The sequence below is a fragment of the Mesorhizobium sp. CA8 genome (genome assembly GCF_020164955.1).
Lineage (GTDB): Bacteria > Pseudomonadota > Alphaproteobacteria > Rhizobiales > Rhizobiaceae > Mesorhizobium.
In genome coordinates, this window is the sequence record NZ_JAIUHG010000002.1 from 56,836 (window position 1) to 78,629 (window position 21,794).

General features: G+C 63.3%; 24 protein-coding genes and 1 pseudogene. 12 read left to right on the forward strand and 13 right to left on the reverse strand.

Annotated elements, in window-relative coordinates:
- The first annotated feature begins 82 nt into the window (after positions 1-82).
- The 4 genes and pseudogenes from LB553_RS30650 to LB553_RS03185 all read left to right on the forward strand — a co-directional run bounded on the left by LB553_RS30650 (position 83) and on the right by LB553_RS03185 (position 4,618).
- A pseudogene (locus tag LB553_RS30650) lies at positions 83-1,697 on the forward strand (phytoene desaturase family protein).
- The gene (locus tag LB553_RS03175; protein ID WP_224510599.1) at positions 1,684-3,258 is read left to right on the forward strand and encodes a phytoene desaturase family protein; all 1,575 of its coding nucleotides are present in this window, start codon (positions 1,684-1,686) and stop codon (positions 3,256-3,258) included. The pseudogene LB553_RS30650 and the gene LB553_RS03175 overlap by 14 nt, the downstream one beginning before the upstream one ends.
- A 53-nt stretch (positions 3,259-3,311) precedes the next feature.
- The gene (locus tag LB553_RS03180) at positions 3,312-4,364 is read left to right on the forward strand and encodes a glycine cleavage T C-terminal barrel domain-containing protein (RefSeq protein WP_224510601.1); all 1,053 of its coding nucleotides are present in this window, start codon (positions 3,312-3,314) and stop codon (positions 4,362-4,364) included.
- A gap of 2 nt (positions 4,365-4,366) precedes the next feature.
- Positions 4,367-4,618 (forward strand): hypothetical protein, encoded by a 252-nt coding sequence (locus tag LB553_RS03185; protein WP_224510603.1) that lies wholly within the window; start codon positions 4,367-4,369, stop codon positions 4,616-4,618.
- 288 nt (positions 4,619-4,906) lie between these two features.
- Here the strand turns inward: LB553_RS03185 and LB553_RS03190 are convergent, their stop codons facing one another.
- The 4 genes from LB553_RS03190 to LB553_RS03205 all read right to left on the reverse strand — a co-directional run bounded on the left by LB553_RS03190 (position 4,907) and on the right by LB553_RS03205 (position 7,980).
- Positions 4,907-5,965, reverse strand: a complete 1,059-nt coding sequence (locus tag LB553_RS03190; RefSeq protein WP_224510605.1) for a dipeptidase — start codon at positions 5,963-5,965, stop codon at positions 4,907-4,909.
- Between the two features lie 146 nt (positions 5,966-6,111).
- Positions 6,112-6,411, reverse strand: coding sequence for a GNAT family N-acetyltransferase (locus LB553_RS03195; protein WP_027166574.1), 300 nt, complete (start codon positions 6,409-6,411; stop codon positions 6,112-6,114).
- Between the two features lie 2 nt (positions 6,412-6,413).
- Positions 6,414-7,043, reverse strand: coding sequence for an alpha/beta hydrolase (locus LB553_RS03200; RefSeq protein ID WP_224510607.1), 630 nt, complete (start codon positions 7,041-7,043; stop codon positions 6,414-6,416).
- Between the two features lie 4 nt (positions 7,044-7,047).
- Complete coding sequence (locus tag LB553_RS03205; protein WP_224510608.1) at positions 7,048-7,980, reverse strand: VOC family protein; 933 nt, start codon at positions 7,978-7,980, stop codon at positions 7,048-7,050.
- A gap of 213 nt (positions 7,981-8,193) precedes the next feature.
- Between LB553_RS03205 and LB553_RS03210 the strand changes: the two genes are divergently transcribed.
- Positions 8,194-9,747 carry an alkaline phosphatase family protein gene (locus LB553_RS03210; RefSeq protein ID WP_224510609.1) on the forward strand — a complete coding sequence of 518 codons (1,554 nt, stop codon included), beginning with the start codon at positions 8,194-8,196 and terminating at the stop codon, positions 9,745-9,747.
- Positions 9,748-9,817: 70 nt separating this feature from the next.
- Here the strand turns inward: LB553_RS03210 and LB553_RS03215 are convergent, their stop codons facing one another.
- The gene (locus LB553_RS03215) at positions 9,818-11,182 is read right to left on the reverse strand and encodes a PRC-barrel domain-containing protein (RefSeq protein WP_224510610.1); all 1,365 of its coding nucleotides are present in this window, start codon (positions 11,180-11,182) and stop codon (positions 9,818-9,820) included.
- A 253-nt stretch (positions 11,183-11,435) separates the two neighbouring features.
- Between LB553_RS03215 and LB553_RS03220 the strand changes: the two genes are divergently transcribed.
- The gene (locus LB553_RS03220) at positions 11,436-12,356 is read left to right on the forward strand and encodes a diacylglycerol/lipid kinase family protein (protein WP_224510611.1); all 921 of its coding nucleotides are present in this window, start codon (positions 11,436-11,438) and stop codon (positions 12,354-12,356) included.
- Between the two features lie 15 nt (positions 12,357-12,371).
- On the opposite strand, the gene LB553_RS03225 is transcribed toward LB553_RS03220, so the two are convergent.
- From LB553_RS03225 to LB553_RS03240, 4 genes are all read right to left on the reverse strand, one after another.
- Positions 12,372-12,593 carry a hypothetical protein gene (locus LB553_RS03225; protein ID WP_224510612.1) on the reverse strand — a complete coding sequence of 74 codons (222 nt, stop codon included), beginning with the start codon at positions 12,591-12,593 and terminating at the stop codon, positions 12,372-12,374.
- Between the two features lie 226 nt (positions 12,594-12,819).
- Entirely contained in the window at positions 12,820-13,278 is a 459-nt protein-coding gene (locus LB553_RS03230) for a hypothetical protein (protein WP_224510613.1), read from the reverse strand.
- Between the two features lie 6 nt (positions 13,279-13,284).
- Positions 13,285-13,611: a DUF883 family protein gene (locus LB553_RS03235; RefSeq protein WP_224510614.1), complete on the reverse strand. Its 327-nt coding sequence runs from the start codon at positions 13,609-13,611 to the stop codon at positions 13,285-13,287.
- Positions 13,612-13,687: 76 nt separating this feature from the next.
- Positions 13,688-14,449: a Crp/Fnr family transcriptional regulator gene (locus LB553_RS03240; protein WP_224510985.1), complete on the reverse strand. Its 762-nt coding sequence runs from the start codon at positions 14,447-14,449 to the stop codon at positions 13,688-13,690.
- 155 nt (positions 14,450-14,604) lie between these two features.
- On the opposite strand from LB553_RS03240, the gene LB553_RS03245 reads away from it, so the two are divergent.
- Positions 14,605-14,985, forward strand: a complete 381-nt coding sequence (locus tag LB553_RS03245; protein ID WP_224510615.1) for a response regulator — start codon at positions 14,605-14,607, stop codon at positions 14,983-14,985.
- 34 nt (positions 14,986-15,019) lie between these two features.
- Here the strand turns inward: LB553_RS03245 and LB553_RS03250 are convergent, their stop codons facing one another.
- Together LB553_RS03250 and LB553_RS03255 are read right to left on the reverse strand one after the other, a co-directional pair.
- Positions 15,020-15,571, reverse strand: coding sequence for an RNA polymerase sigma factor (locus LB553_RS03250; protein WP_040985057.1), 552 nt, complete (start codon positions 15,569-15,571; stop codon positions 15,020-15,022).
- A gap of 3 nt (positions 15,572-15,574) precedes the next feature.
- Entirely contained in the window at positions 15,575-15,778 is a 204-nt protein-coding gene (locus tag LB553_RS03255; protein ID WP_224510616.1) for a NepR family anti-sigma factor, read from the reverse strand.
- A 218-nt stretch (positions 15,779-15,996) separates the two neighbouring features.
- On the opposite strand from LB553_RS03255, the gene LB553_RS03260 reads away from it, so the two are divergent.
- The 5 genes from LB553_RS03260 (at position 15,997) to LB553_RS03280 (ending at position 19,141) form a co-directional block, all read left to right on the forward strand.
- Positions 15,997-16,791 (forward strand): response regulator, encoded by a 795-nt coding sequence (locus LB553_RS03260; protein WP_224510618.1) that lies wholly within the window; start codon positions 15,997-15,999, stop codon positions 16,789-16,791.
- A gap of 167 nt (positions 16,792-16,958) precedes the next feature.
- Positions 16,959-17,123, forward strand: coding sequence for a DUF1328 domain-containing protein (locus tag LB553_RS03265; protein WP_224510619.1), 165 nt, complete (start codon positions 16,959-16,961; stop codon positions 17,121-17,123).
- A gap of 174 nt (positions 17,124-17,297) precedes the next feature.
- On the forward strand, positions 17,298-18,329 hold the full coding sequence (locus tag LB553_RS03270; RefSeq protein WP_224510621.1) for a sensor histidine kinase: 1,032 nt from the start codon (positions 17,298-17,300) through the stop codon (positions 18,327-18,329).
- A gap of 200 nt (positions 18,330-18,529) precedes the next feature.
- On the forward strand, positions 18,530-18,697 hold the full coding sequence (locus LB553_RS03275; RefSeq protein WP_224510623.1) for a hypothetical protein: 168 nt from the start codon (positions 18,530-18,532) through the stop codon (positions 18,695-18,697).
- A gap of 198 nt (positions 18,698-18,895) precedes the next feature.
- Positions 18,896-19,141, forward strand: a complete 246-nt coding sequence (locus tag LB553_RS03280) for a YMGG-like glycine zipper-containing protein (RefSeq protein ID WP_027166589.1) — start codon at positions 18,896-18,898, stop codon at positions 19,139-19,141.
- A 91-nt stretch (positions 19,142-19,232) separates the two neighbouring features.
- Here LB553_RS03280 and LB553_RS03285 read toward each other — a convergent pair whose 3' ends face one another.
- Together LB553_RS03285 and LB553_RS03290 are read right to left on the reverse strand one after the other, a co-directional pair.
- Positions 19,233-20,855 carry a CHASE domain-containing protein gene (locus tag LB553_RS03285; protein ID WP_224510625.1) on the reverse strand — a complete coding sequence of 541 codons (1,623 nt, stop codon included), beginning with the start codon at positions 20,853-20,855 and terminating at the stop codon, positions 19,233-19,235.
- A gap of 131 nt (positions 20,856-20,986) precedes the next feature.
- Positions 20,987-21,787, reverse strand: coding sequence for an ATP-binding cassette domain-containing protein (locus LB553_RS03290; protein ID WP_224510626.1), 801 nt, complete (start codon positions 21,785-21,787; stop codon positions 20,987-20,989).
- Between the last annotated feature and the right edge of the window lie 7 nt (positions 21,788-21,794).

The window sequence follows — 21,794 nt, forward strand, 5'->3', positions numbered from 1 at the left end:
ATCCAGGAAAACCGCGACCCGGTTTCGCGTCGAGAATCGCGGAAACAAGAAGATAGGGGCAGCCGGATGGAGGTTTGCGCGCATGAAGGCATGGGACGCGATCGTCATCGGCGGCGGCCATAACGGGCTGGTCAACGCCTGCTACCTGCAGCGCGCCGGGCTGGACGTGCTGGTGGTCGAGAAGAACGATTGGGTCGGCGGTGCGGCGACCAGCCGCGAGCTGACGCCGGGCTTCCTCTATTCCAACTGTTCCTATGTCTGCTCGCTGTTTCGGCCCGAGATCATGCGCGATCTGGAGCTGCCGCGCTTCGGCCTGCAGGTGATCTCCTATGAAGGCGGCGCGGTGTTCACGCGCGACGGCGACTACCTCGCCAACTACCGCGATCATGACGCGCATCGCCGCGAGTTCGCCCGTTCTTCGAAGCGCGACGCCGAGGCTTATGACCGCTATTCGCGCGACGTCACGCGACGGTGTCGCTTCATCCAGCCGCTCTTGATGCGCACCGCGCCCGATCCGACCAGCTTCAAGCCGCGCGATCTCGGCGAACTGCTCTATCTCGGCAAGAAGTTCGCGGGGCTCTCAACCTCGGAAAGAGCGCTGACCTTGCGCTTCTGGACGATGTCGATCTCGGACTTCCTCGACGAGTATTTCGAGACCGACGTTATCAAGGCCAACTTCGCGCTGTCCGGCATCATCGGCACGGCGCTTGGGCCGATGTCGCCGGGTACAGCCTATGTGCTCCTCCACCACTATATGGGCGAGGTCGATGGTTCGGTCGGCGCCTGGGGCTATGCGCGCGGGGCATGGGCGCCGTCACCAGGGCGCTGGCCGTCTCAAGGCCAGTGGCGGCACCATCCGCACCGGTGCCGAAGTCGACCAGGTGCTGATCAGGAACGGCAAGGCCAAGGGCGTGGTGCTTGCCGGCGGCGAGGAGATTTACGGCAAGCTCGTCATCTCCAATGCCGACGTCAAGCGCACTTTCCTGAAGCTGGTCGAGGAGAAGGAGCTGCCCGACATCTTCCTGCGCCGCGTCCGCAATTTCAAAATCCGCGGCTCCTCCGGGAAAGTCAACATCGCGCTCGATTCCCTGCCCGAATTCCCGGCTTTGCCTAAGGACTCGCCGGCCTACCGCGCCGACATGCATTTCACCGATTCCATCGAGCGCATGGAGCGCGCCTATGACGACCGGAAGGCCGGACGCTGGTCGGCCGATCCCTTCCTAGACATGATGATCCCGACCACGCTCGACCCGACCATGGCGCCGCCGGGCAAGCATTTCATGAGCTGCTTCGTGCAATACGCGCCGCCCAAGATCGACGGCCGCGACTGGACCGACGCCGACCGCGACGGCTTCGCCGAAAGCGTGATTGCGCAGGTCGCGCAATATTCGCCCGGCTTCCGCGACCGCATCGTCCACATGGAGGTGCGCACGCCGCGCGAGATCGAGGCCGAGGTCGGCCTCACCGAAGGCAACATCTTTCAGGGCGAGCTCACCTTCGACCAGCTGCTCTTCAACCGCCCGGTGCCCGGCTACGCGCAATACCGCTCGCCGGTCGGCGGGCTCTACATGTGCGGCTCTTCCACCCATCCGGGCGGCGGCGTCATGGGCGCGCCCGGACGCAATGCCGCCGCCGAGATCCTGCGCGATCTCGCCAAGCCAACCCTGCATATGAGCCCGGCCCATGACGTCATCTGATTTGAACTGGGATGCCATCGTCATCGGCGGCGGCCATAATGGCCTCGTCGCCGCCGCAACGCTGGCCAGGTCTGGCCGCGCGGTGCTGCTGCTCGAGGCCGGCAACGAGGTCGGCGGCGCCGCGCGCACCGAGGAATTTGCGCCGGGCTTTCGCGTCTCCACGGTCGCGCATCTGCTCAATCGACTGCATCCCGATGTGGTGAAGACGCTGGAGCTGGAACGCCACGGACTGACGGTCGAGCACGGCGACTTCATGCCGTCGGTGGCGCTGTCGAAGGACGGTCCGCTCACGCTGCACGGCGCCTATGGCGAGGTGCTGACGGGTGCGAGCCCATCCGAGCAATCGGCCTGGAAAGATTTGCGCGCGCAATTGCTGCGCTATGCCGGCGTGCTGAAGCCTTTCCTGTCGCGCCGTCCGCCTGGTCTTGGCGGCATGTCGCTCGCCGAGATGACCGGGCTCGGCCAGACCGCGCTGGCGCTGAAGAGGCTCGGCAAGGAAGATATGCGCGACTTCCTGCGCGTGCTTTTGATGAATGTGTACGACCTGCTCGACGAGCAGCTCTCGGACGACCGTCTGAAGGGCCTGCTTGCTTTCGACGCGACGCTCGGCTCGCATCTTGGGCCGCGCTCGCCGACTTCACTGCTCGGCCTCTACTACAGGCTTTCCGGCGAAATTGGCGGCCTTGCGGGTGCGCAAGTCCAGCCGAAAGGCGGCATGGGCGCTGTCGTCGCTGCCATTCGCGCGGCGGCGGACAAGGCGAGCGTTTCGGTCCGCCCGGCCTCGCCGGTAGCCAAGGTCATCGTCGAGAAGGGCCGCGCCGTCGGTGTCGTCACTCAAGGCGGCGAAACGCTGCGGGCCAAGGCCGTCATCTCCGCCATCAATCCGGCGACGACGATCCTCGAGCTTGTCGGGTCGCGCGAGGTCGACACCGGCTTCGTGCGCAAGGTGAAGAACATTCGCATGAAGGGTGATGCGGCCAAGCTCCATCTGGCGCTTGACCGGCCGCCGCAATTTACTGGCGTCGACGCCGCCGACCACAAGGGCCGCCTCGTCGCCGCGCCTTCGCCCGACCATGTCGAGCGCGCCTTCAACCCGTCGAAATATGGCGAGTTCTCGCCCGAGCCGGTGATGGAGATCACGTTGCCCAGCCTGGCCGACCCATCGCTCGCACCGTCCGGCGCCTGCGTGCTTTCGGCCGTGGTGCAATACGCGCCCTATGCTTTGAGAGAGGGCTGGGCCACCGGCAAGCCGCGCTTCCTCAAGGCGATCATGGCGCAGCTCGAAACCTATGCGCCGGGGATCGGCGCAACGGTCCGCCACTTCGAGCTTTTGACGCCCGCCGACATCGAAGCGCGCTACCGCATGCCCGGCGGTCACTGGCACCACGGCGAGTTGCAGGCCGACCAGATGCTGATGTCGCGACCGGTCTCCGGCTGGTCGGGCTATGATACGCCGCTCGAAGGGCTGTTCCTTGCCGGCGCCGGCTCGCATCCGGGCGGCGGCATCTCCGGCGCGCCCGGCTTCAACGCCGCGCGCCACATCATCGCTATGAGGGCCTAGGGGATGTTTTTGCAGATCGCTGAAGCTGCGCTCTACGGCAGAGGAAAGCCGTCATGAATCGTCATGTGAAAACCGACGCAGCCCGCACCCTCGCGCAATCCCACTTCCGCACGCCGCCTGGCTGCGGATGGCGAAATATCGAGCTCCTCGTCCCACAGCGAATGCGGCGCGCGGTAGCCGGCCCAGCTGTACCAATCCTGCTTCAGGCCCAGCGCGTCGATGCGCGGCTGGAAGGGGTGCCGAGCCGGCTGTCGCCGACACGCTTTCGGCTGTGCTCGCAGGAGCGGCATCTGCCTTGGCTGCTCGACAGCGCGATCGGCTATGAGGTCAGCGTCGAGGAAGAGACGGAGACCGTCGCCGGACTGGCGCTGCAAGGTCCGACGTCCTTCGCCATCCTCCGCGACGCGGGCTTTTCCGGTGTCGAGCAGCTTAAAGTCTTCGACCTCGCCGAGTTCGCGCATGACGGCGCTACGGTGACCATCTCGCGCACCGGCTTCACCGGCGATCTCGGCTACGAATTGTTCGTGCCGGCCGGCAAGGCACTGAGCCTGTGGGACCGGTTGATGGCGGCGGGCGAGCTGCGCGGCATCCGTGCCATCGGCTATACGGCGCTGAACCGGGCCCGGCTGGAGGCCGGGCTGATCGTCGCTAACGCCGACTTCACCACCGCCGAGCATGCCATCCGCGCCGACCGCCTGCGCATGCCGGACGAGATCGGCCTCGGCTTCATGATCGATCTGGACAAAGGCCATTTCAACGGCCGCCGCGCCATCCTCGAAGCCCGGACGAAGAAGAAGCTTCGTCACGTGCTGGTCGGCCTGGAGATCGAAGGCAACATCCCGGCCGAGCATGCGATCGTCTACTACAAGAAGAGCCAGGAGGTCGGGCTGGTCAGCGCGGCGATGTGGTCGCCGATGGCCGAGCGCAACATCGCGCTCGCCTCGCTGCAGCGGCCCTATGGCGACACGATCGTCGACGAACTCTGGGTCGAGATTTACGCCATGCGCGAGCTGCAGTACCAGAAGCTGATGAAGAAGGCGAAGGTGGTGCAGAGGCCCTTCATCAAGCTCGACCGCCGCACAGCCAACCCGCCGGCGGACTTTTGACCATGGCAAGCGAAGCGGAAGATCTGGAAGCGGAAGCCGCCGAGCAGTGGGAGCTGGTCAACACGCCGCTCGGCGAGATGTGGTCCGGCCGCACCCGCTACGCTGCGGCGATGTTCTTTTTCAAGCGCGGCGAGATGAACGCCGAGACGCTGGAGGTCTACCGCATCTGCGCCCGGCTCGACCATGAGGATCCCTTGCCGATCATCCGCGACCGCGGCGTCGGCAAGGAATGGCTGAAACGCATGGGTTCTTAGGCAGCCCATAAACGTATGGCGGCGCCGCGAGGGCGGTGCCGCGCGATCGTCATTCTAGGGCGGAGCAAGGAGCGGAGCGACGCGGCGCAGACCCTAGAATCCATTCCGTGACCTCGAAGCGCTGCCGCGGTCCAGAATTCTGCGCTGCCGCGCCCTTCGACCAAGGTAACGGCATGGATTCTAGGGTCTTCGCGACGGAGCTTCGCTCCTGCTTCGCCCTAGAATGACGACGTGAAAAGCGCTGGGTTCCAATCTTTTAATCTGCGATCATGCACTCACACGGGAGGCTTATCCGATCGTGCGTTCAAGCACGCTCAACCAATTCCGGTAAGCGATCTTCTCGATCAGCGCGCGCCCGAAACCGTGGGCCGCCAGCGCATCGATGAGCTTGGGCAGGCCGGCGACGTCGCCGATAACGGCCGGGATCATGGCGCCGTCGAAATCCGAACCCAGCCCGACGCCGTCCTCACCCAGCGCCTGCAAAAGCGAATCGATGTGGCGCACCATGATGTCGAGGCTGGTGTCGGCATTCATGCGGCCATCCTCGCGCAGGAAGCCGGTGGCGAAGTTAAGACCCACCATGCCGCCCGATTCACGGATCGCGCCGAGCTGCCAGTCGGTCAGGTTGCGCGAATGACCACAGATCGCATGCACGTTGGAATGGGTCGCGACCAGCGGTGCGTCGCTCAGCGCCGCGACATCGCGAAAACCCTTCTCGTTGAGATGCGAGAGGTCGATCATGATGCGGAGCTTGTTGCAGGCCTTGACCAGCGCCTTGCCGGCATCGGTGAGGCCAGGCCCGGTGTCGGGCGAGGACGGAAAGCGGAACGGCACGCCATTGCCGAAGGCGTTGGGGCGGCTCCAGACGATGCCCAGCGAACGCAGACCTGCAGCATGCAGCACGTCGAGCATGGCAAGCTCGGGATCGATCGCCTCGACGCCTTCGATGTGGAACACCGCCGCGATCGAGTCCTTGGCCATCGCGTCCCGCACATCGCCGGCGCTGCGGCAGACGGTCAGCGCGCCGGCGCGCTCAAGCCGGAACAGGATGGAAGCCATGCCGATGGTCGAGGTGATCGCATCGGCCTGCGGCAGTTCGGGCGGCAGCGGTTCATTGTCGCTCGGTGCCGGCGGCACGGCGCTGCGTTTCGACTTTTCGACCGGCGGCGGAAAAATCGCGAACATGCCGCCGGCAAAGCCGCCCTTCCTGGCGCGCGGTAGGTCGATATGCCCGCCCGGAGTCCCCTCGATGAACAGCTTTTCGACATCGGCTTCCTTCGACTGGTAGAGCCGAAGCAGCGTGTCGTTGTGTCCGTCGAAAACGGGGATCAGGTCGGTATCGGTCATCAGGGAAGCCACTCAAAATCGGGGACGGGCGGGACGACGGGTTTCGTCCGAGCGAACCGTCAACTTAGGCAAGATGACCGGACGGTGCAAATGCCGGGCTGGCTCTTTTCCTTCTCCCCTTGTGGGCCCACAAGGGGAAGACGGCACTACTGCTTCAGCACATCCGCCCATTCAGGGTGGCGGCGGAACTGGGCGTTGGCGAAGGGGCAGAGCGGGATGATCTTCTTGCCGGCGGCGCGCGCATCCTCGACCGCGCGGGTGACGAGCCGAAGTCCGGCGCCCTGGCCGCGAAACACATCCGGCACCTCGGTGTGGTCGATGATCAGCTGGTGTTCGCCGATCTTGGTGAAGGTCATCTCGGCCTCGGCGCCGCCGGGGCCGCGCAGCACATAGCGCCCCTTTGAGCCGCGGTCTTCCAGTTCGATCTCGGGCAGTTGGTCAGCCATTTTTACTTGCCTCCTTCGGCAACCGGCGCCGGCGCGAAAAACCGCCGCGCCGCCTCGATTTCATTCGGCCGAACCTCATGCCCGCCGTCGTGCCATTCCACTGTGACATCGGCGCCGTCGGCGCGCAAATAGGCCTCGAGCCGCGACGTCAAATTGGGCGGGCAGATCGGATCGCGTTTGCCGGCCGTGATCAGGATATGGCGGCCGGCAAGACTGCCCTGCACCTGCGGCTCGAACGGGATCAGCGGATGCATCAGCGCCGTGGCGTCGAACAGACCGGGCTCGGCAAACACCACCGAAGCCAGGAGGTTGGCGCCGTTGGAGTAGCCGAGGCCGAAGACCGCCGAGGGTTTTGCCGCTTCGGCATGCGCCTTGACGAAGCCTGCCATCTTCGATGTCGCGCGCGCCAGGTCGTCCATGTCGTACACGCCCTCGCCGGTACGGCGGAAGAAGCGCGCAGCACCGTGCTCCGACACATCGCCGCGCGGCGACACGATCGTCGCCGAAGGCAGAAGCTCGCGGCCGAAACCGAGAAGCTGGTTCTCGTCGGCGCCGGTGCCGTGCAGGACGAAGAGCAGCGGACTGCCCGGCGAACCGGGCAGCACCTTGTGGATGTAAGCGTCCTTGCTCATGGCTTCAGTCTTCCAGCTTCGGCAGGTGTTCTTCGAGGTAAGGCCTCAAATGCTGATGCTGCGTCGGCAGCTTCAGCGCCTCGCCGAGATGCGCGGTGTCCTCGTCGCGGTCGAAGCCCGGTTCGTTGGTGGAGACCTCGAACAGCACGCCACCCGGCGTGCGGAAATAGATCGCCCAGAAATAATCGCGGTCGATAACCGGCGTCACCCCATAGCCCGTGTCGACCAGCGCCTTGCGTACTTCCAGCTGCTTGGCACGATCCTCGACCGCGAAGGCAACGTGATGCACCGAGCCGGCGCCAAGATTGGCAAAGCCGGCACCCGGCAACGATTCGATGTCGACGACATCGGCGCCGTTGCCGTTCTTGATCGACAGCCGGCGGATATTGCCGGACTTGTCGACCTCCTCATAGCCCATGAATTTCAGCAGCTCCTCGGTGGCGCCGCCATCCTTCAGCCGGAGCGAGACCGAGTGGAAGCCTCGGATCGCCTCGTCGCCGGGAACGCCGCCCTTGACCCAGGGCGCCCGCTTGTCGGTCTTGTCCTCGACGAGCGCGAAACTGTCGCCGTCCGGGCCGGTGAAGGTGAGCCGCTTTTCGCCGAAGCTTTCGGTGCGGGCAACATTGCCCACGCCCTCCTCGGCGAAGCGCTTTTCCCAATAGGCCAACGTGCCTTCCGGCACTGAGAACACCGTTGTCGCCACCTCGCCGACGCCGTGTCTGCCCTTGGCGATATCGGGGAACGGGAAATAGGTCATCACCGAACCCGGCGTGCCGACCTCGTCGGCGTAATAGAGATGGTAGACGTCCGGCGCGTCGAAATTGACGGTCTTCTTCACCCGGCGCAAGCCGAGCTTTTTTGTAAAGAACTCATTGTTGCGGCGTGCATCGCTCGCCATCGAGGTGACGTGATGCAACCCCTGGATCTGATTGAGCATGATAGTGCTCCTTCCCTTGTCCTTGTGCGGCCCTCGCCGCTGTCCACGCCAATATGAGGATGGGCGGGCTGGCGGCAAAGCGGGCAAACACAGAATGGACTGTGTCATAAAAGTGAACAACTCTTCAAAATATGTTCACCAATCTATCACCGGCATTGGCTTGCAACGCCGGTGATTTCCGGTCCATCTGAGCGCTTCCACAAGGAGACGATCTTGGACAATCAGCCGAGCCGCCCGAATGTTCTCCTCATCACCTGCGACCAGTGGCGCGGCGATTGCCTCTCGGCGGCCGGCCATCCGGTGGTGAAGACGCCGAATGTGGATGCGCTCGCTGCGGAGGGCGTGCTTTTCCGCCGCCACTATGCCGGGGCGGCGCCGTGCTCTCCTGCCCGCGCGTGCCTCTACACCGGGCTCTACCAGATGAACAACCGCGTCTGCCGCAATGGCACGCCGCTTGATGCGCGCCATGGCAACATCGCGCTTTCGGCGCGCGCGGCGGGCTATGATCCCACCCTGTTCGGCTACACCGATGTGTCGCTCGATCCGCGCCAGCTGGCGGCCGGGGATCCGCGGCTGCGCAGCTATGAGGGGGTGCTGCCGGGCTTCACCTTGCGCCAGGCCCTGCCCGAGCATCAGAAGCAATGGCTGTCGTGGCTGCGCGCGCAAGGCGTCGACACCGGCGAAGGCAGCCCCGACATCCACCGTCCGGCCCGCGGCCAGGCGGAACGCGGCGTGACCAACGCACCGCCCGTCTATTCGAAAGACCAGACGTCGACCGCTTTCCTGGCCGGCGAATTCATCCGCTGGCTTGGCGAGCAGGAAGAGCACGCGCCGTGGTTCGCGCATGTCTCCTTCATCAGCCCGCACCCGCCCTTCATCGTGCCCGAACCCTACAACAGTATGTATGATCCGGCCGAAGGGCCCGCTTTCAACCGCGCAGCAAACCCGGAAGACGAAGCCGAGAGCCATCCCTATCTCGCCTACGATCTCGCCGGGCAGAAGCGGACAAAATTCATCCCCGGCATCGAGGGCAAGGTGGCGGATTGGAGCGAGGAGAACTTTCGCCGCATCCGCGCGATCTACTACGGCATGATCTCCGAGGTCGACGCGCAGCTCGGCCGCATCTGGCAGGCGATCAAATCAGCGGGCGCCTGGGACCACACCGTCATCGTGCTGACCTCCGATCATGCCGAGATGATGGGCGACCATTTCATGCTCGGCAAAGGCGGCTTCTTCGACGCCAGCTATCACATTCCGCTGATCGTCCGGGATCCGCGCCGGACCGCCGCGGCGGGCTCGTCTGTGGATCATTTCACCGAAGCCGTCGATGTCTTCCCCACCTTGCTCGACCTGATCGGCGCCGCGCCGCAGCGCCACCTCGACGGCAGCTCGCTCGCGCCGTGGATAGACGGCAAGGAACCGCAGAACTGGCGCGACGCCGCGCGTTGGGAGTTTGATTTCCGCACTGTCGCCAAAGGCGAAGCCGAGCGCCATTTCGGCATCGGATCGCGCGCTTGCAACCTCGCCGTCCTTCGTACCGTGGACTTCAAATATGTCCATTTCGGCGGCGGCCTGCCGCCGCTTCTGTTCGACCTGTCGAAGGACCCGGGCGAGCTGAACAATTTGGCTAACGACCCGACCTATCTGCCGGTACGGCTGGAGTTCGCGGAAAAGATGCTCGCCTGGCGCGCCGCTCACCTCGATCAGTCGCTGGCCTTGGCGGAACTGACTGAGGATGGAGTGGTCGGGTACGTGAGTAGGCAGTAGGCAGTAGGCAGTAGGCAGTAGGCAGTAGAACATTCTTTCGCCTACTGCCTATTTCCTACTGCCTATTGCCTCATTTCAGAATCAACCGCTGCTGGTCGCGGTTGGCGGCATAACTGCTCTTGTCATAAGCCGTCTGCGCCTGCAGCTGCTCCTTGGTGAAGTTGGTGTATAGATATTTCTTGCCGTTCTTGTCGGTCATGAACTTGAGCTTGTCCATGCCGATCGCCACTTCCTTGGCGCCGATGCCGAGGAAGCCGCCGACATCGACAACGACCGCGTCCGGCTTGTTGTCGGGCGTCAGCACGACATCGCCGATCGAACCGATCTCGGCATCGTTGGCGCCATAGACCGTCGTGCCCTTGAGGTCGTCGACGCGGATGTTGCCCATGGGCATTTCGCTCAGCGTCGATTTGTCGATGGACGCGGTCTTGGTCTGGTCGGTGGCGGCGGTGCCGTTAGCGGCGGGCTTGTTCTCGGCCGTGCTCTGGGCCGGCGGCGTCGCAGGCTTGTTCTCGGCCGTCGACTTGGCGGGCTCTGCCGGCTTCGCTGCCTTATCGGACGTCGTGCCCGAAGAGACCACCGCAGGCGTGGTGGTTGCCGGCGCATTGTTCGCGGCCGTCGTCGAGCCAGCCGCCGGATCATAAGGCTTGCGGTCGAACTCCGGCTGGGCCTGCAGCTGCTCCTTCGTCGTCTCGGCCACCAGCCAGCGGTCGCCGTTCTTCTCCGCCCATTTCGCCTTGTCGAAGTCGAAAGTGACGTTCTTCGTGCCGATGCCGAGGAAGCCGCCGACGCCGATCACCAGCGACTCGGCCTTGCCGTCCTTGGCAAGCACGATGTCCTTCACGTCGCCGATCTTCTGGGCGTTGTCCCCAGTGCCGTTATAGACCGACTCGCCCATGATGTTCGTGGCCAGATTGCCCTCCGCCTTCTTCACCGGCTCGGCCGGCGCCGCAGCGGGAGCCTGCGCTGTTGTCGTGTTGTTGGCGGGCTGCGTAGCGTCGGTAGACTGCGCCGGCGCCGGATCGTAAGGCTTGCGGTCGAACGCCGGCAAGGCGTTCAGCTCATCCTTGGTGGACTTGACAACCAGCCACCGGTCGCCGTTCTTCTCGGCCCATTCCAGCTTGCCGTAGTCGAAAGCGACGTCCTTCTTGCCCACGCCGAGGAATCCCCCGACGCCGATGATTGCGGACTTGGCTTTGCCGGCGGAATCGAAAACGACATCATCCACCTTGCCGATGTTCTGGGCGTCATCACCGGTGCCATTGTAGACGGACTCGCCGATGATATTGGTCATCAGGGCGCCCTCGGCGCGGGGAACAGGAGCCGTGTTTTCCGCTGCTGGGGCCTGTGGAGCCGGGGCGGGAGTTGTCTGTGCAAAAGCGCCACTCGCGAGCAGCGTCGCGATCGCGGTGGTCGCAAAAAGAGTGCGGATCATAATAATCTCTCCTCGTGCCTGATCTTTGTGCATGGCGCTGTCCCGCGCGGCCTCTGAACGGCGTGGCGGGCGCGACAGTATCGACAGGATCACAACGTTGTGTCCGTGACCTTGTTCCAACTTGGCCTTGTTCCAAAAGCCGCCGCCGCCCCGTCGCGCTGATTCCTGACCGCGGGGGAACCTTGCGCCGGCACTTTCGTTTGGGCTGCGGCTGAGGCGTCGTCCGCCCAGTCCAGAAAGATACGGAGCGGGAATGTGGATTGCTGCGGTGCTGAACCAGGATGGCGGCACGTTCCGCACCATCGACATCCAGGCTTTCGCCGACCAGCTGCGTCAGATCCTCGAAGCCGCCGGTCATTCCGTTCAGATTGAAATCGTTGCCGGTCGTGACATCGCTGCAGCATTGGAAAAAGCCATCGCCAAGCGGAGCGTCGACGTCGTTCTCGCTGGCGGCGGGGACGGCACAATTTCCACGGCCGCTTCCCTTCTCATGAACAAGAAGAAGGCCTTGGCCATTCTCCCGGCCGGCACGATGAACCTCTTCGCCCGCGGCCTTGGCATTCCGCAGACACTGGAGGGTGCGTTGAAGTCCTTCGCCGACGGAGAGGTGATCGCCGTCGACATGGCGAGCGCCAACGGCCAGCCCTTCGTTCATCAGTTTTCCATCGGCATGCATGCAAAGATGGTCCAGCTGCGCGAAAAAATGGAATTCGGTTCGCGACTTGGAAAAATGCAGGCATCCGCGCGCGCCGCATGGGCGGCTATCAAGAACCCGCCGGCACTGAAGGTGAGTCTGACCATCGGCAAGACCGAAATTGTAACCCGCACCACCGGCATCGGCATTTCCAACAACCTGTTCGGCGAAGGCCATCTGCCCTATGCCGACAATCCGGCCGGCGGCGTGCTCGGCATCTATGTCAGCGTCGCACGCCGTCGCCATCATCTGGCAAAGCTTTTGCTGGACATGCTGCGCGGCAGGTGGCGCCAGAGCGCGCATGTCGAGGTGCATCAGGCAGACAGGGCGGTGCTGAAAATCCACTCTTCAGTCAAAAAGGTCAGAGCCGTCATGGATGGCGAGTTGATCCGGGTGGAGCGCGAGACAACAGTCGAAATCCACCCCGGCGCGCTGAACGTCCTCGTTCCGGCGCGCGGCGTCAGCGCAAAGGCGGCTTGAGCGGAAAGCGCTCCTTCAGGGTTGCGAGGTCGGTTGGGCGGGAGCTGGGCCCTGCTCGGTGCCGGGCGGCTGCGGTACATGCTGCGCGTCGGAATTCGGCGACTTTATCAATTCCCCGTAAATCTCCACCGCGCCCCACGCAATGAACACCAGCAACAGGCCGGCGATGAGTATCCTCAGAGCATGCCAGCCCCAGTGTCCCTGACGGGCTTTGTTTTCAGGAACGATCTTGGTCATGATTGGCCTCCATGTTGCGTGGCGGCGGCTTTTCAGGCGCAGCACGGTCGGGTAACGGGCCCTTTGCGTGAAGGTTCCAGACCGGGTGGCATCGCTTTCGCCATCATTGGACGAACAGATCAGGGCACGGGTTTGAGGTTGGCGAGCTTGGAGCGGGCCACCGGCCTTTAGACAAGTCGAGCAGTCTCGAGTAGTCTTTTAGACAAGTCGAGCAGTCTCGAGTAGTCTAATGCATGTCCTCCTGATCCGGCCTGCGCGGCTTGGGCTTGGCATTCTCGCGATAGATGGCGTAGGCCAAGACCGCCAGGGCGGGCGCGATGATGGCTCCGCCCTTGCCCTTGGCAAGGGCCGGAAGCAATGCAAGTGCCGCGGTGACGCCCAGCGCGGTCATGTCGGCCTGCCGCCGTTTCGCGCGCCGCCTGCTCCGCATACTCATCGTCAGCTTGTGAATGACAAGGGTGAGCCCGGCAAGCACCATGAACCCGATGCCGAAGCCGAGACTGGTCGCCAGCTGTCCATAGCGCGCCGCCAGCCAGATATAGACGGCGCAGATGAGGAAGCCGACAGCGCACAAGGTGAAAACGGCGGCGAGTCCGTAGAAGATTGCCGTCGTTTTTGCCTTTTGCAAAGCCGCCATTGCCTCGCCCGAGGCAAGGGCGGAGACCAGCGAGACAAGCGTCCCCATCTGAGGTTAGCGGCGGGAAAGCAGGGCGAAGAGGAAACCGAGGCCCGCCGCGATGGCCAGCGATGTCACGGGCTTCTCGCGCACCTTGGCTACCAGCTGCGCTTCAATGTCTTCGGCGCTGCTCCGCATGCTCTCGAAGGCTGCTTCACCTTGCGCGCGCAATTGTTCGACGCCCTCCGCAGCGGCATGGCGCGCCGCCCCATAACCGTGTTGACCGGTCTTGGCGAGCTGCTCCGTGAGTTTCTGGATGTCCACTTTCAATTGCTCGATATCGGCCTCTAGGTCGGCGGTGGTCGCTTCATCTGTTGCGGATCTGCCTGCGGCGGTTGCCATCTCTAACTCCCTGGGTTTGCTTGGATTTCAACGTCCGTTCTGTGTCAAAGTTCCCCTTTCAGCGGCTCCAACCGGCCTAGATCAGCGGACGGCGTTCCTCGCCGAGCCCCTCCCAGCGGGCGAGCTTCTTCAGTCCGTCATAGTCGACCACTTCGCAGCCGCCGTCTCGCCATAGGATGAGCTTGCGGTCCATCAGCTTGCGGATCGTCTTGTTGGTATGGACCAGCGAAAGGCCTAGGGTGTCGGCGATATGCTGTTGCGTGATAGGTATCCGCACCGGCGTCTGGCCGTTCACTCCGGCACTGCGCGCCCGGCTGGTGATAAAGGCGATGAGGTAGGCCGCTCGTTCGAGCGCGGTGCGGCGTCCGATGCTGAGCAGGTTCTCGTCCAGCATCCGTTCCTCGCGCGACGCGATCCAGGTGATATCGTAGGCAAGACCCGGATAATTGCGATAAAGTTCCTGCAGCTGTTCGCGCTCGAAGACGCACAACAGCATCGTTGACAAGGCCTCGACGGAATGCTGCATCTCGCCCATCAAGCTTCCCTGCAAACCGATGAGGTCGCCGGGCATGGAAAAATTAAGGATCTGCCGGCGCCCGTCGGGCAAGAGCTTGTAACGGAACGCCCAGCCCGACAGCACGGTGTAGAGATGCGCGCTGTGGCTGCCTTCGACCAGGACTGTCGCCCCCTTGTCGACGGCTAGCTCGCCACGCTTGAAAGTGCTTACGAACGACAGCTCCTGCGTGTCGAACGCGCGAAAGGCGGGCAACGACCGCAACGGACACACTTCGCAAGGATATTGACGACTCGCAGCCGGATGTGCGCTTTGGCTGGACATTTCGACCCCTCTTCGAAATCCCTGCCCTTCGTGGGCGCAGGGAAACGCTTGAGACCGGCAGGGGTTCCGCGAGACCGCGTCCCATGTCTTTTTTAAATGACATGGCAGCGAATTCCGCGCATCAGTGCGGCCCTGCCCCAGGAGAAAACCGAGAAGTGCCAGCATTGCTCGACGGACTGCGTATCCTCGTACTGGAAGATGAGTTCCTGATCGCACTGGACGTCGAGCAGCTTTGCCGCGACCACGGCGCCGCCGAAGTGACGATCGCCCGAGAGATCGCCGACATCGACGGAGAAGCTCTGTCTCCGCGCTTCGACGCGGCGGTGGTCGACCTGATGCTCGCAGGCGTCTCGACCCTGGATTTCGCCGCCCGGCTGCGCAGCGAGGGCCTGCCGTTCGTATTTGCCTCCGGCTATTCCGATTCGGACGAGATCAAGGACGCGTTCCCGGACATCCGCCTGGTCACCAAGCCCTTCTCGGGCGACGATCTTGTCGAAGCCGTGGCCCTGGCCTGCGGCCGGGCCGCCCCGGCCTGAGGTTACCCTTGCAGCCGCAATGGTAGAGATCGGCTCAAGCCGCGTTCGAACCTGTGACCTGCGCCGAGATCGCGTCAGGCCCGAACTCGTCTTCTCCGGAAATCTTGAGGATCTCCTGCAGCCTGGCGCGCGCCCGGCTGACGCGGCTCTTGATCGTGCCGACCGCGCAGCCGCAGATCTCGGCGGCTTCTTCGTAGGAGAAGCCTGAAGCACCGATCAGGATGATGGCTTCGCGCTGGTCCTCGGGCAGTTGCTCGAGCGCGCCGCGGAAATCCTTGAGGTCGAGCTGGCCGTGCTGGGCCGGGTGCACGGCAAGCCTGGCCGTCATGATGCCGTCGCTGTCCTGCACTTCGCGGCCGCGCTTGCGCATCTGCGAATAGAATTCGTTGCGCAGGATGGTGAACAGCCATGCCTTCAAATTGGTGCCGGGCTGGAAGCTTTCATGCTTGTCCCACGCCTTGACCAGCGTTTCCTGGACAAGGTCGTCGGCCCGATCGGCGTTCTGCGTCAGCGACACGGCGAAAGCGCGCAGGCTCGGAATCGCGCCGAGCAGCTCGGTCTTGAAGCTCTGGGATACGGCCGCCATGCCTCAGTCCTTTTTCTGGGCAGGTTCGGCCTGTTCCAGCTGGCTGAGCAACTGAGCGAAACGGTCCGGTACACGGTCCGAGACCAGCTCGTCATAATACTGTTTGAGCTTACGGGCGATTTCGGAGTTTGCCCCCAGCGGGTTGCCATCCCCGTTCCGATGCCTGCTTACGGCATCAGGCATTTGTTTTTTTGACATTTCTTTCATATTAGCCCTAGTTTCCAGCACCCGAACCGCTCTTCAGCTTCAAACCACAACGCAAGCGGAACCCTCGTCTGGTTGCCCATCCCGAAGTCCCGAAACGCCCGCCTTGTAATTTAGTTCCCAAGCCGGCGGAACTTTTTCCGGAAGCCTGCGTTTGAAATCCGGGGTGCGTAGTCGGTTTAGTCTCGAAAATGCAACGTCATCTGAGGGAGACGTCAATAATGAGTTTGTCAGCTACCATCGCTCCGCATCTTCCGTTCCTGCGCCGCTTCTCGCGGGCAGTAACGGGCTCGCAGGAGAGCGGTGACGCGCTGGTCGCCGCGATGTTAGAAGCCATTATCGCCGACACCAATATCTTCCCCGAAGCCTCGAGTGACCGCATCGCGCTCTACAAGGTCTTCGCCAGATTGTTCACCTCCGTCGCCATCCGCGTGCCGCAGGAACAGGCACAGACCGCCTGGGAGCAGCGGGCTGCGGCCAATCTGAATGCGCTCGCGCCCCGTCCGCGGCAGGCTTTCCTTCTGGTTGCCGTCGAGGGCTTCAGCGAGGACGAGGCGGCTGAAATCCTCGACGTCGAGGAAGAAGAATTCTCGGAGCTGCTGGCCCAGGCAAGCAACGAGATTTCCCGCCAGGTGGCGACCGACGTGCTGATCATCGAGGACGAGCCTCTAATCGCCATGGATATCGAGGAAATGGTCGAAAGTCTTGGCCACCGCGTGGTCGGCACGGCGCGCACCCATGCCGAGGCGGTGGCCTTGTTCGGCAGGACGCGGCCGAAAATGGTCCTGGCCGACATCCAGCTCGCCGACGGCAGCTCGGGTATCGAAGCCGTCAACGAGATTTTGTCCTCGACACCGGTGCCGGTGATCTTCATCACCGCCTTTCCGGAACGCCTCCTGACCGGCGAGCGCCCGGAGCCGGCCTTTCTGGTCACAAAGCCTTTCAATCCGGACATGGTCAAAGCTTTAATCAGCCAAGCTCTGTTCTTCGACCGCCAGGCCAAAGCCGCCGCCTGAGCCTGCGGAAGCTAAGCTCTTGGACCGCCAGGCGAGGCTTTTCGCCGCGTGTGGCGCGTCCCTGTTTGCGACTTGAAAAGCCCTTCAAGGGATCGTCTTTTTCGGCAAATGGTGGAACAAACGAAACCGAGCCACGTTCTTTCCCCGACAGAAGAAGGAGACGCATCATGCTGTACTGGGCGCTCGTATTTCTCGTAGTTGCGATCATCGCTGGTGCGCTTGGGTTCGGCGGCATCGCCGGTACATCGGCGGGCATCGCGCAGATTCTGTTCTTCATTTTCCTCGCTTTCCTGGTGATCTCGCTCATCGCCGCCCTCTTCAGGAGAGCTTGACCGCAACACTGGAAGCCGCACCCCTCAAACGGTTTCCAGCCACCGCCGGGCGGCGCCTCGAAAGAGCACCGTCCGGCGGACCGCTTTTGAAGAGCACTGCGAATTTCGGGAGGTCACTCGGGCGGAACCAGTTTGCGGATTGAGCCGTTCATGGACTAGCGCGGGATGTTTCCAATGCCTTCCGAGAGTTTTACGAAAGACGGCGGCAAGAAGCAGAACGGCGAAGTGATCGCGATGCATCCCTCGGAGAGTGGGATGCAAGTCGGGCGGGCCTTGCTTCATGCTCTGCACAATGCCGGGATCTCGGTTCTCTACCAAGACCGGCAGATGAAGACTGTCTGGGCGCGTAATATGAACGCGCCCTGGGCGTCCGAAACGGCCGACGGCAAGGATTTGCTTTCGCCGGCGCAGGCCGAGCGCATACAAGCCGCCAAACTCGGGGTGATCGAGTCCGGCAATGCGGATCAGCTCGAGCTCAGCATTCCGGGAAGCCATGGCGTCCGCTGGTTCCAGCTTTGGATCGACGCCGACCGCGGGGAAGCCGGCGACGTCCTCGGCGTCGTTACCACGATGGTGGAGACGACGGAGCAGAAACGCCGCGAGCAGACGCTGAAGGCATTGCTGCGCGAAGTCAGCCATCGATCGAAAAATCTCCTGGCCATTATCCAGAGCATCGCCACGCAGACCGGGCGCTATACGGAGACGCTTGGCGACTTCCTGGCGCGGTTCCGCGGCCGCCTGCAATCGCTCGCTTCCTCGCAGGATCTGGTCACTTCCTCCAACTGGCGGGGTGCCGCACTGCGGGAACTCGTATCCGGCCAGGTCGGCCGCTATAGCAGCGATCTGGCTAAAAGCCTGCGGTTCATGGGCGAAAATCCTTATCTCAATCCCAACGCTGCCCTGCATATCGGCCTGGCCATGCATGAGCTGGCCGTGAATTCCGTAAGCTATGGCGCGTTGTCCCGGCCGGAGGGCCATGTCGAGGTGCGCGCCAGGCTCGATCCCGAAAACGGAACCTCGCCTAAGCTTTTGCTGACCTGGACCGAAACGGTCGGCGACGCGCGGCGCAATGAGAAGCGCTTCGGCAGCGTGGCGCTGGAACGCGTCGTGCCGATGTCGCTTAACGGTTCCGCGACGCTGGAAATCGGCGAGGATCGGATCGAATATCGCCTCACCGTTCCGCAAGGGAACTTCGAGACGGATTGATCGTGCCGCCGATAGCGTGAGAGCTATTCCAGGAAAAGTGCGCAACGTTCAGGTTCAGCGACCTCGCCCTAGCCTTCCATCAAAACGGAGCCTTGCCGGCAAAGGTCTTAACCGGCTGTTCACCATAAAGTTCGATTCTGTACTCCCGGCTACAATGCGCCGGAAACCCGTCCGCGCCGGCGCGACCTGGGAGACTGACGATGGTTCCGGACATGAACAGGCTGGAGCAGGCCGCCCGCATCTCCATGAGCGGCTTCCAGGAAGCCGAGCCGCCACCGGCGCCGCGATCGTCGCATTTTTCGCCCCGCATGGGCGCGTTTGCGCTTCTGGCCGCCATGGCCTTGGTCGCGGCCTGGCAATTGTTCTGACCCGGGCAGGATCAAGACAGAACTTTGAAGCGCTGATCGCATCCCTGGAGGTCTCCGGCGTGCTTGTCGCGTCGGACGGCGAGCGCCCGGAAAAGACTGCGTTAGGCAACAGTGAAATCTGGCAGGCAAAGCATGTTTTTTCATGCTAAACGGCTGGTGGCACTGCCGAAAGTGAGGACAAAAGTGAGGAGCAATTCTATGCGGAAGATGATCATTGCCATGGTTGCCGTGGTCGCCGTCAGCGGCTGTACCACGACCGAGCAGGACGTCGTCGGCGGCGGCCTGATCGGCGCTGGTGTGGGCGGCCTGGTCGGCGGCGGCAAGGGTGCGCTGATCGGCGCGGCCGTCGGTGCCGGGTCGGGCCTTCTGGTTCGCAACCTGCGCAACGGCTACTGCCAGTATCGCGATCATCGCGGCCGGATCTACACGGCTCGCTGCAACTAGTTCAGCACCTGAAAAACCGGGGGCCGGCAGCCGGCCTCCGGTTCTCTCCGCTTTCGAATCGCTTATTCGCCGCCCAGGATTTTTGGCCCGCTCACGCGACCAGCGGGATCCTGATTTCCACCTTCAGACCGTCGTCACGGTAGTTGCGCGAGATCGTGCCGCGCAATTCGCGCGTGACATTGAGGTCTATCAGCTTGGTGCCGAAGCCGGTCTTGGCCGGTGCTTCCAGATCCTTCTGGCCCGTTTCGCGCCAATTCAAAAGCAGCGTCCGCTCGCGATCGCGCCCTTCAATGCTCCAGTCGACCTTGAGGGCGCCCACCGAACTGCCGGCTTCGCCATATTTCAGCGCGTTCGTGGCGAGTTCGTGGAAGGTCAGCCCGAGCGCTTGCGTCGTCGTCTCGTCGAGCAGCACCTGCGGCCCCGACAACACGCCTTCGGGAAGATCCTTGCCGAACACCTGTCCAAGTTCGATGCGCAGCAGGTCGCCAAGATCGGCCTTCTGCCAGCGCGAGCGCGTCAGCATATCCTGCGACGCGGCCATGGCCTGCAGGCGCGCCGAGAACGAAGCCGAAAACTCCTTGACGTCAGTGGCTTGCGAGGCCGTCTGCCGCGCGATCGCCAGCACGCGGGTGATCGAATTCTTGATGCGGTGTTTCATCTCCTGCAGGATCAGGTCCTTTTCCAGCAGGCTCTTTTCGGTCGCCTCGTGCAGCGCCGACTTCGCCTCATAGGCGCGCTCCTGATAGCGCGCCACCAGCGCGATGGCCCCTGCAAGCAAGAGGCCGAACAGCCCGAGCATCACCGGAATGGCGCGCGAGGACGGCGGTTCGAAGGCGCTTGTCGGCCTGAACAGCACGGTCCAGGGCCGGCCCGCGACAACGATATCGCGACGCGCCAGAAGCGTCACCCCGATGCGTTCTGCCGGCGGCGCCTCCGAACGGAACAAAAGATTGCCGTCCTCGGGCTTGCCGTCATAGACCTCGACATTGACCGGCAGCAGCGGAGAATGGCTGAGCGCGACCTGGAACAGGTCCTGCGCGCGGAAGGCAGCGTAGAGAAAGCCGGCCGTAGAGGAGCGGCTTGCATTAATCACCTCGGGCGCGGTTTCGATGTTCAGGCGCACAAAAACCAGGAACCCGGTGAAGGTCTGCGTCACGCCGGCACCCTGGCCGAGCTGGACAACGCCGCTCGCATGCTGCTGGTCGTCGGCCATCGCCTTTTCGATCGCCGCGCGCCGTACCGGCTCGCTGAACATGTCGAAGCCGATGATCGACTGGTTGGACGTATCGAGCGGCTCGAACAGCACGATTGGCGCGCGCCATGGCTCGGTTGTCGCGGGGTAGATCGGGTGCTCCGACCCCAGGTCGTGCAGGATATCGCGTTCGACCGCCGCCTCGTCGCCGGTCTTTGCCAGTCTCAGGAAGCCGATACCGCGAAGCCCCGCGAAATTGTCGGCTATGTCGAGGGCGGTGAAGAAGGCTTTGAACTCGCCGCGCGTGATGTCGCCGTTGCGGGCATCGAACAGCGCCTGCGTCGATCGCAGCAGCGACAGATGCAGGTCGATGCGGCTTTCGATGCGGTTCAACGCGTCATCGGCGGTGCCCTCGAACTTGATCCGAGCCGCCTCCTGCGTCGCGAAGTAAGCGAACCCCGCCATCGTCAGGCTGATCAGCGCGACGGCGACAAAGGCAACGATCGGAAAGAGCTTCTTCAATTCAAAGATGCGGCCCGTGGATGGTCAACGATCTTTATGGGCAAGTCTCCCCGCCAATACAATGGCGCGGTCAAATCATCACCGCGGTTGGTACATCACGTACCGTTAATTAGCCGGCTATCTGTCAGTTTTTATGCCGCGATCTTCAGCGCGCCTGGACCCGGAATGGCGCCCGGCGGGCATTTGCCCAAAATGATCATGCCGAGCACCTCGTCCTGGGTGACATCGGTGGTGCGCGCGGTGCCGACCACCTGGCCGTTCTTCATCACGCAGACCCGGTCGGCGAGATCGAAAACGTCGTGGATGTCGTGGCTGATCAGGAAGATGCCGATGCCTTCGGCCTTGAGCTGCTTGACCAGTTCCCCGACCTGCGCCGTCTCCTGCGGGCCGAGCGCCGCCGTCGGCTCGTCCATGATCAGGATGCGGGCATTAAACAGGATTGCGCGCGCGATCGCTACCGATTGCCGCTGTCCGCCCGACAGCTTGATGACCGGCTCCTTGAAGCGCTGGAAACGCGGATTGAGCCGGCCCATCACCTTGCGCGCCTCGGCTTCCATGGCGACGTCGTCCAGCGTGCCCCAGCCCGTCATCAGCTCGCGGCCGAGGAAGAGATTGGCCGCGGCATCGACATTGTCGGCCAGCGCCAGCGTCTGGTAGATCGTCTCGACGCCGTATTTTTTGGCGTCGCGCGGATTGGAGATCGAAGCCTCCTCGCCATTGATGAATATCTGCCCGCTGTCGCGCTTATAGGCGCCGGACAGGATCTTGATCAGCGTCGATTTGCCGGCGCCATTGTGGCCGAGCAGCGCCATCACTTCGCCGGGGAAGAGATCGACCGACGCATCGTCGACGGCGCGGATGCCGCCGAACGCGATCGAGATGTTGCGCATGTCAACCAGCGGAACGCCGGCGGGAGCGGTCTTGTCGGCCATGATCCTT

Coding starts and splice junctions, on each gene's coding strand:
- LB553_RS03175 (WP_224510599.1), top strand. CDS start 1,684: ATGACGTCATCTGATTTGAACTGGGATGCCATCGTCATCGGCGGCGGC.
- LB553_RS03180 (WP_224510601.1), top strand. CDS start 3,312: ATGAATCGTCATGTGAAAACCGACGCAGCCCGCACCCTCGCGCAATCC.
- LB553_RS03185 (WP_224510603.1), top strand. CDS start 4,367: ATGGCAAGCGAAGCGGAAGATCTGGAAGCGGAAGCCGCCGAGCAGTGG.
- LB553_RS03190 (WP_224510605.1), bottom strand. CDS start 5,965: ATGACCGATACCGACCTGATCCCCGTTTTCGACGGACACAACGACACG.
- LB553_RS03195 (WP_027166574.1), bottom strand. CDS start 6,411: ATGGCTGACCAACTGCCCGAGATCGAACTGGAAGACCGCGGCTCAAAG.
- LB553_RS03200 (WP_224510607.1), bottom strand. CDS start 7,043: ATGAGCAAGGACGCTTACATCCACAAGGTGCTGCCCGGTTCGCCGGGC.
- LB553_RS03205 (WP_224510608.1), bottom strand. CDS start 7,980: ATGCTCAATCAGATCCAGGGGTTGCATCACGTCACCTCGATGGCGAGC.
- LB553_RS03215 (WP_224510610.1), bottom strand. CDS start 11,182: ATGATCCGCACTCTTTTTGCGACCACCGCGATCGCGACGCTGCTCGCG.
- LB553_RS03220 (WP_224510611.1), top strand. CDS start 11,436: ATGTGGATTGCTGCGGTGCTGAACCAGGATGGCGGCACGTTCCGCACC.
- LB553_RS03225 (WP_224510612.1), bottom strand. CDS start 12,593: ATGACCAAGATCGTTCCTGAAAACAAAGCCCGTCAGGGACACTGGGGC.
- LB553_RS03230 (WP_224510613.1), bottom strand. CDS start 13,278: ATGGGGACGCTTGTCTCGCTGGTCTCCGCCCTTGCCTCGGGCGAGGCA.
- LB553_RS03235 (WP_224510614.1), bottom strand. CDS start 13,611: ATGGCAACCGCCGCAGGCAGATCCGCAACAGATGAAGCGACCACCGCC.
- LB553_RS03240 (WP_224510985.1), bottom strand. CDS start 14,449: ATGTCCAGCCAAAGCGCACATCCGGCTGCGAGTCGTCAATATCCTTGC.
- LB553_RS03250 (WP_040985057.1), bottom strand. CDS start 15,571: ATGGCGGCCGTATCCCAGAGCTTCAAGACCGAGCTGCTCGGCGCGATT.
- LB553_RS03255 (WP_224510616.1), bottom strand. CDS start 15,778: ATGAAAGAAATGTCAAAAAAACAAATGCCTGATGCCGTAAGCAGGCAT.
- LB553_RS03260 (WP_224510618.1), top strand. CDS start 15,997: ATGAGTTTGTCAGCTACCATCGCTCCGCATCTTCCGTTCCTGCGCCGC.
- LB553_RS03265 (WP_224510619.1), top strand. CDS start 16,959: ATGCTGTACTGGGCGCTCGTATTTCTCGTAGTTGCGATCATCGCTGGT.
- LB553_RS03270 (WP_224510621.1), top strand. CDS start 17,298: ATGCCTTCCGAGAGTTTTACGAAAGACGGCGGCAAGAAGCAGAACGGC.
- LB553_RS03275 (WP_224510623.1), top strand. CDS start 18,530: ATGGTTCCGGACATGAACAGGCTGGAGCAGGCCGCCCGCATCTCCATG.
- LB553_RS03280 (WP_027166589.1), top strand. CDS start 18,896: ATGCGGAAGATGATCATTGCCATGGTTGCCGTGGTCGCCGTCAGCGGC.
- LB553_RS03290 (WP_224510626.1), bottom strand. CDS start 21,787: ATGGCCGACAAGACCGCTCCCGCCGGCGTTCCGCTGGTTGACATGCGC.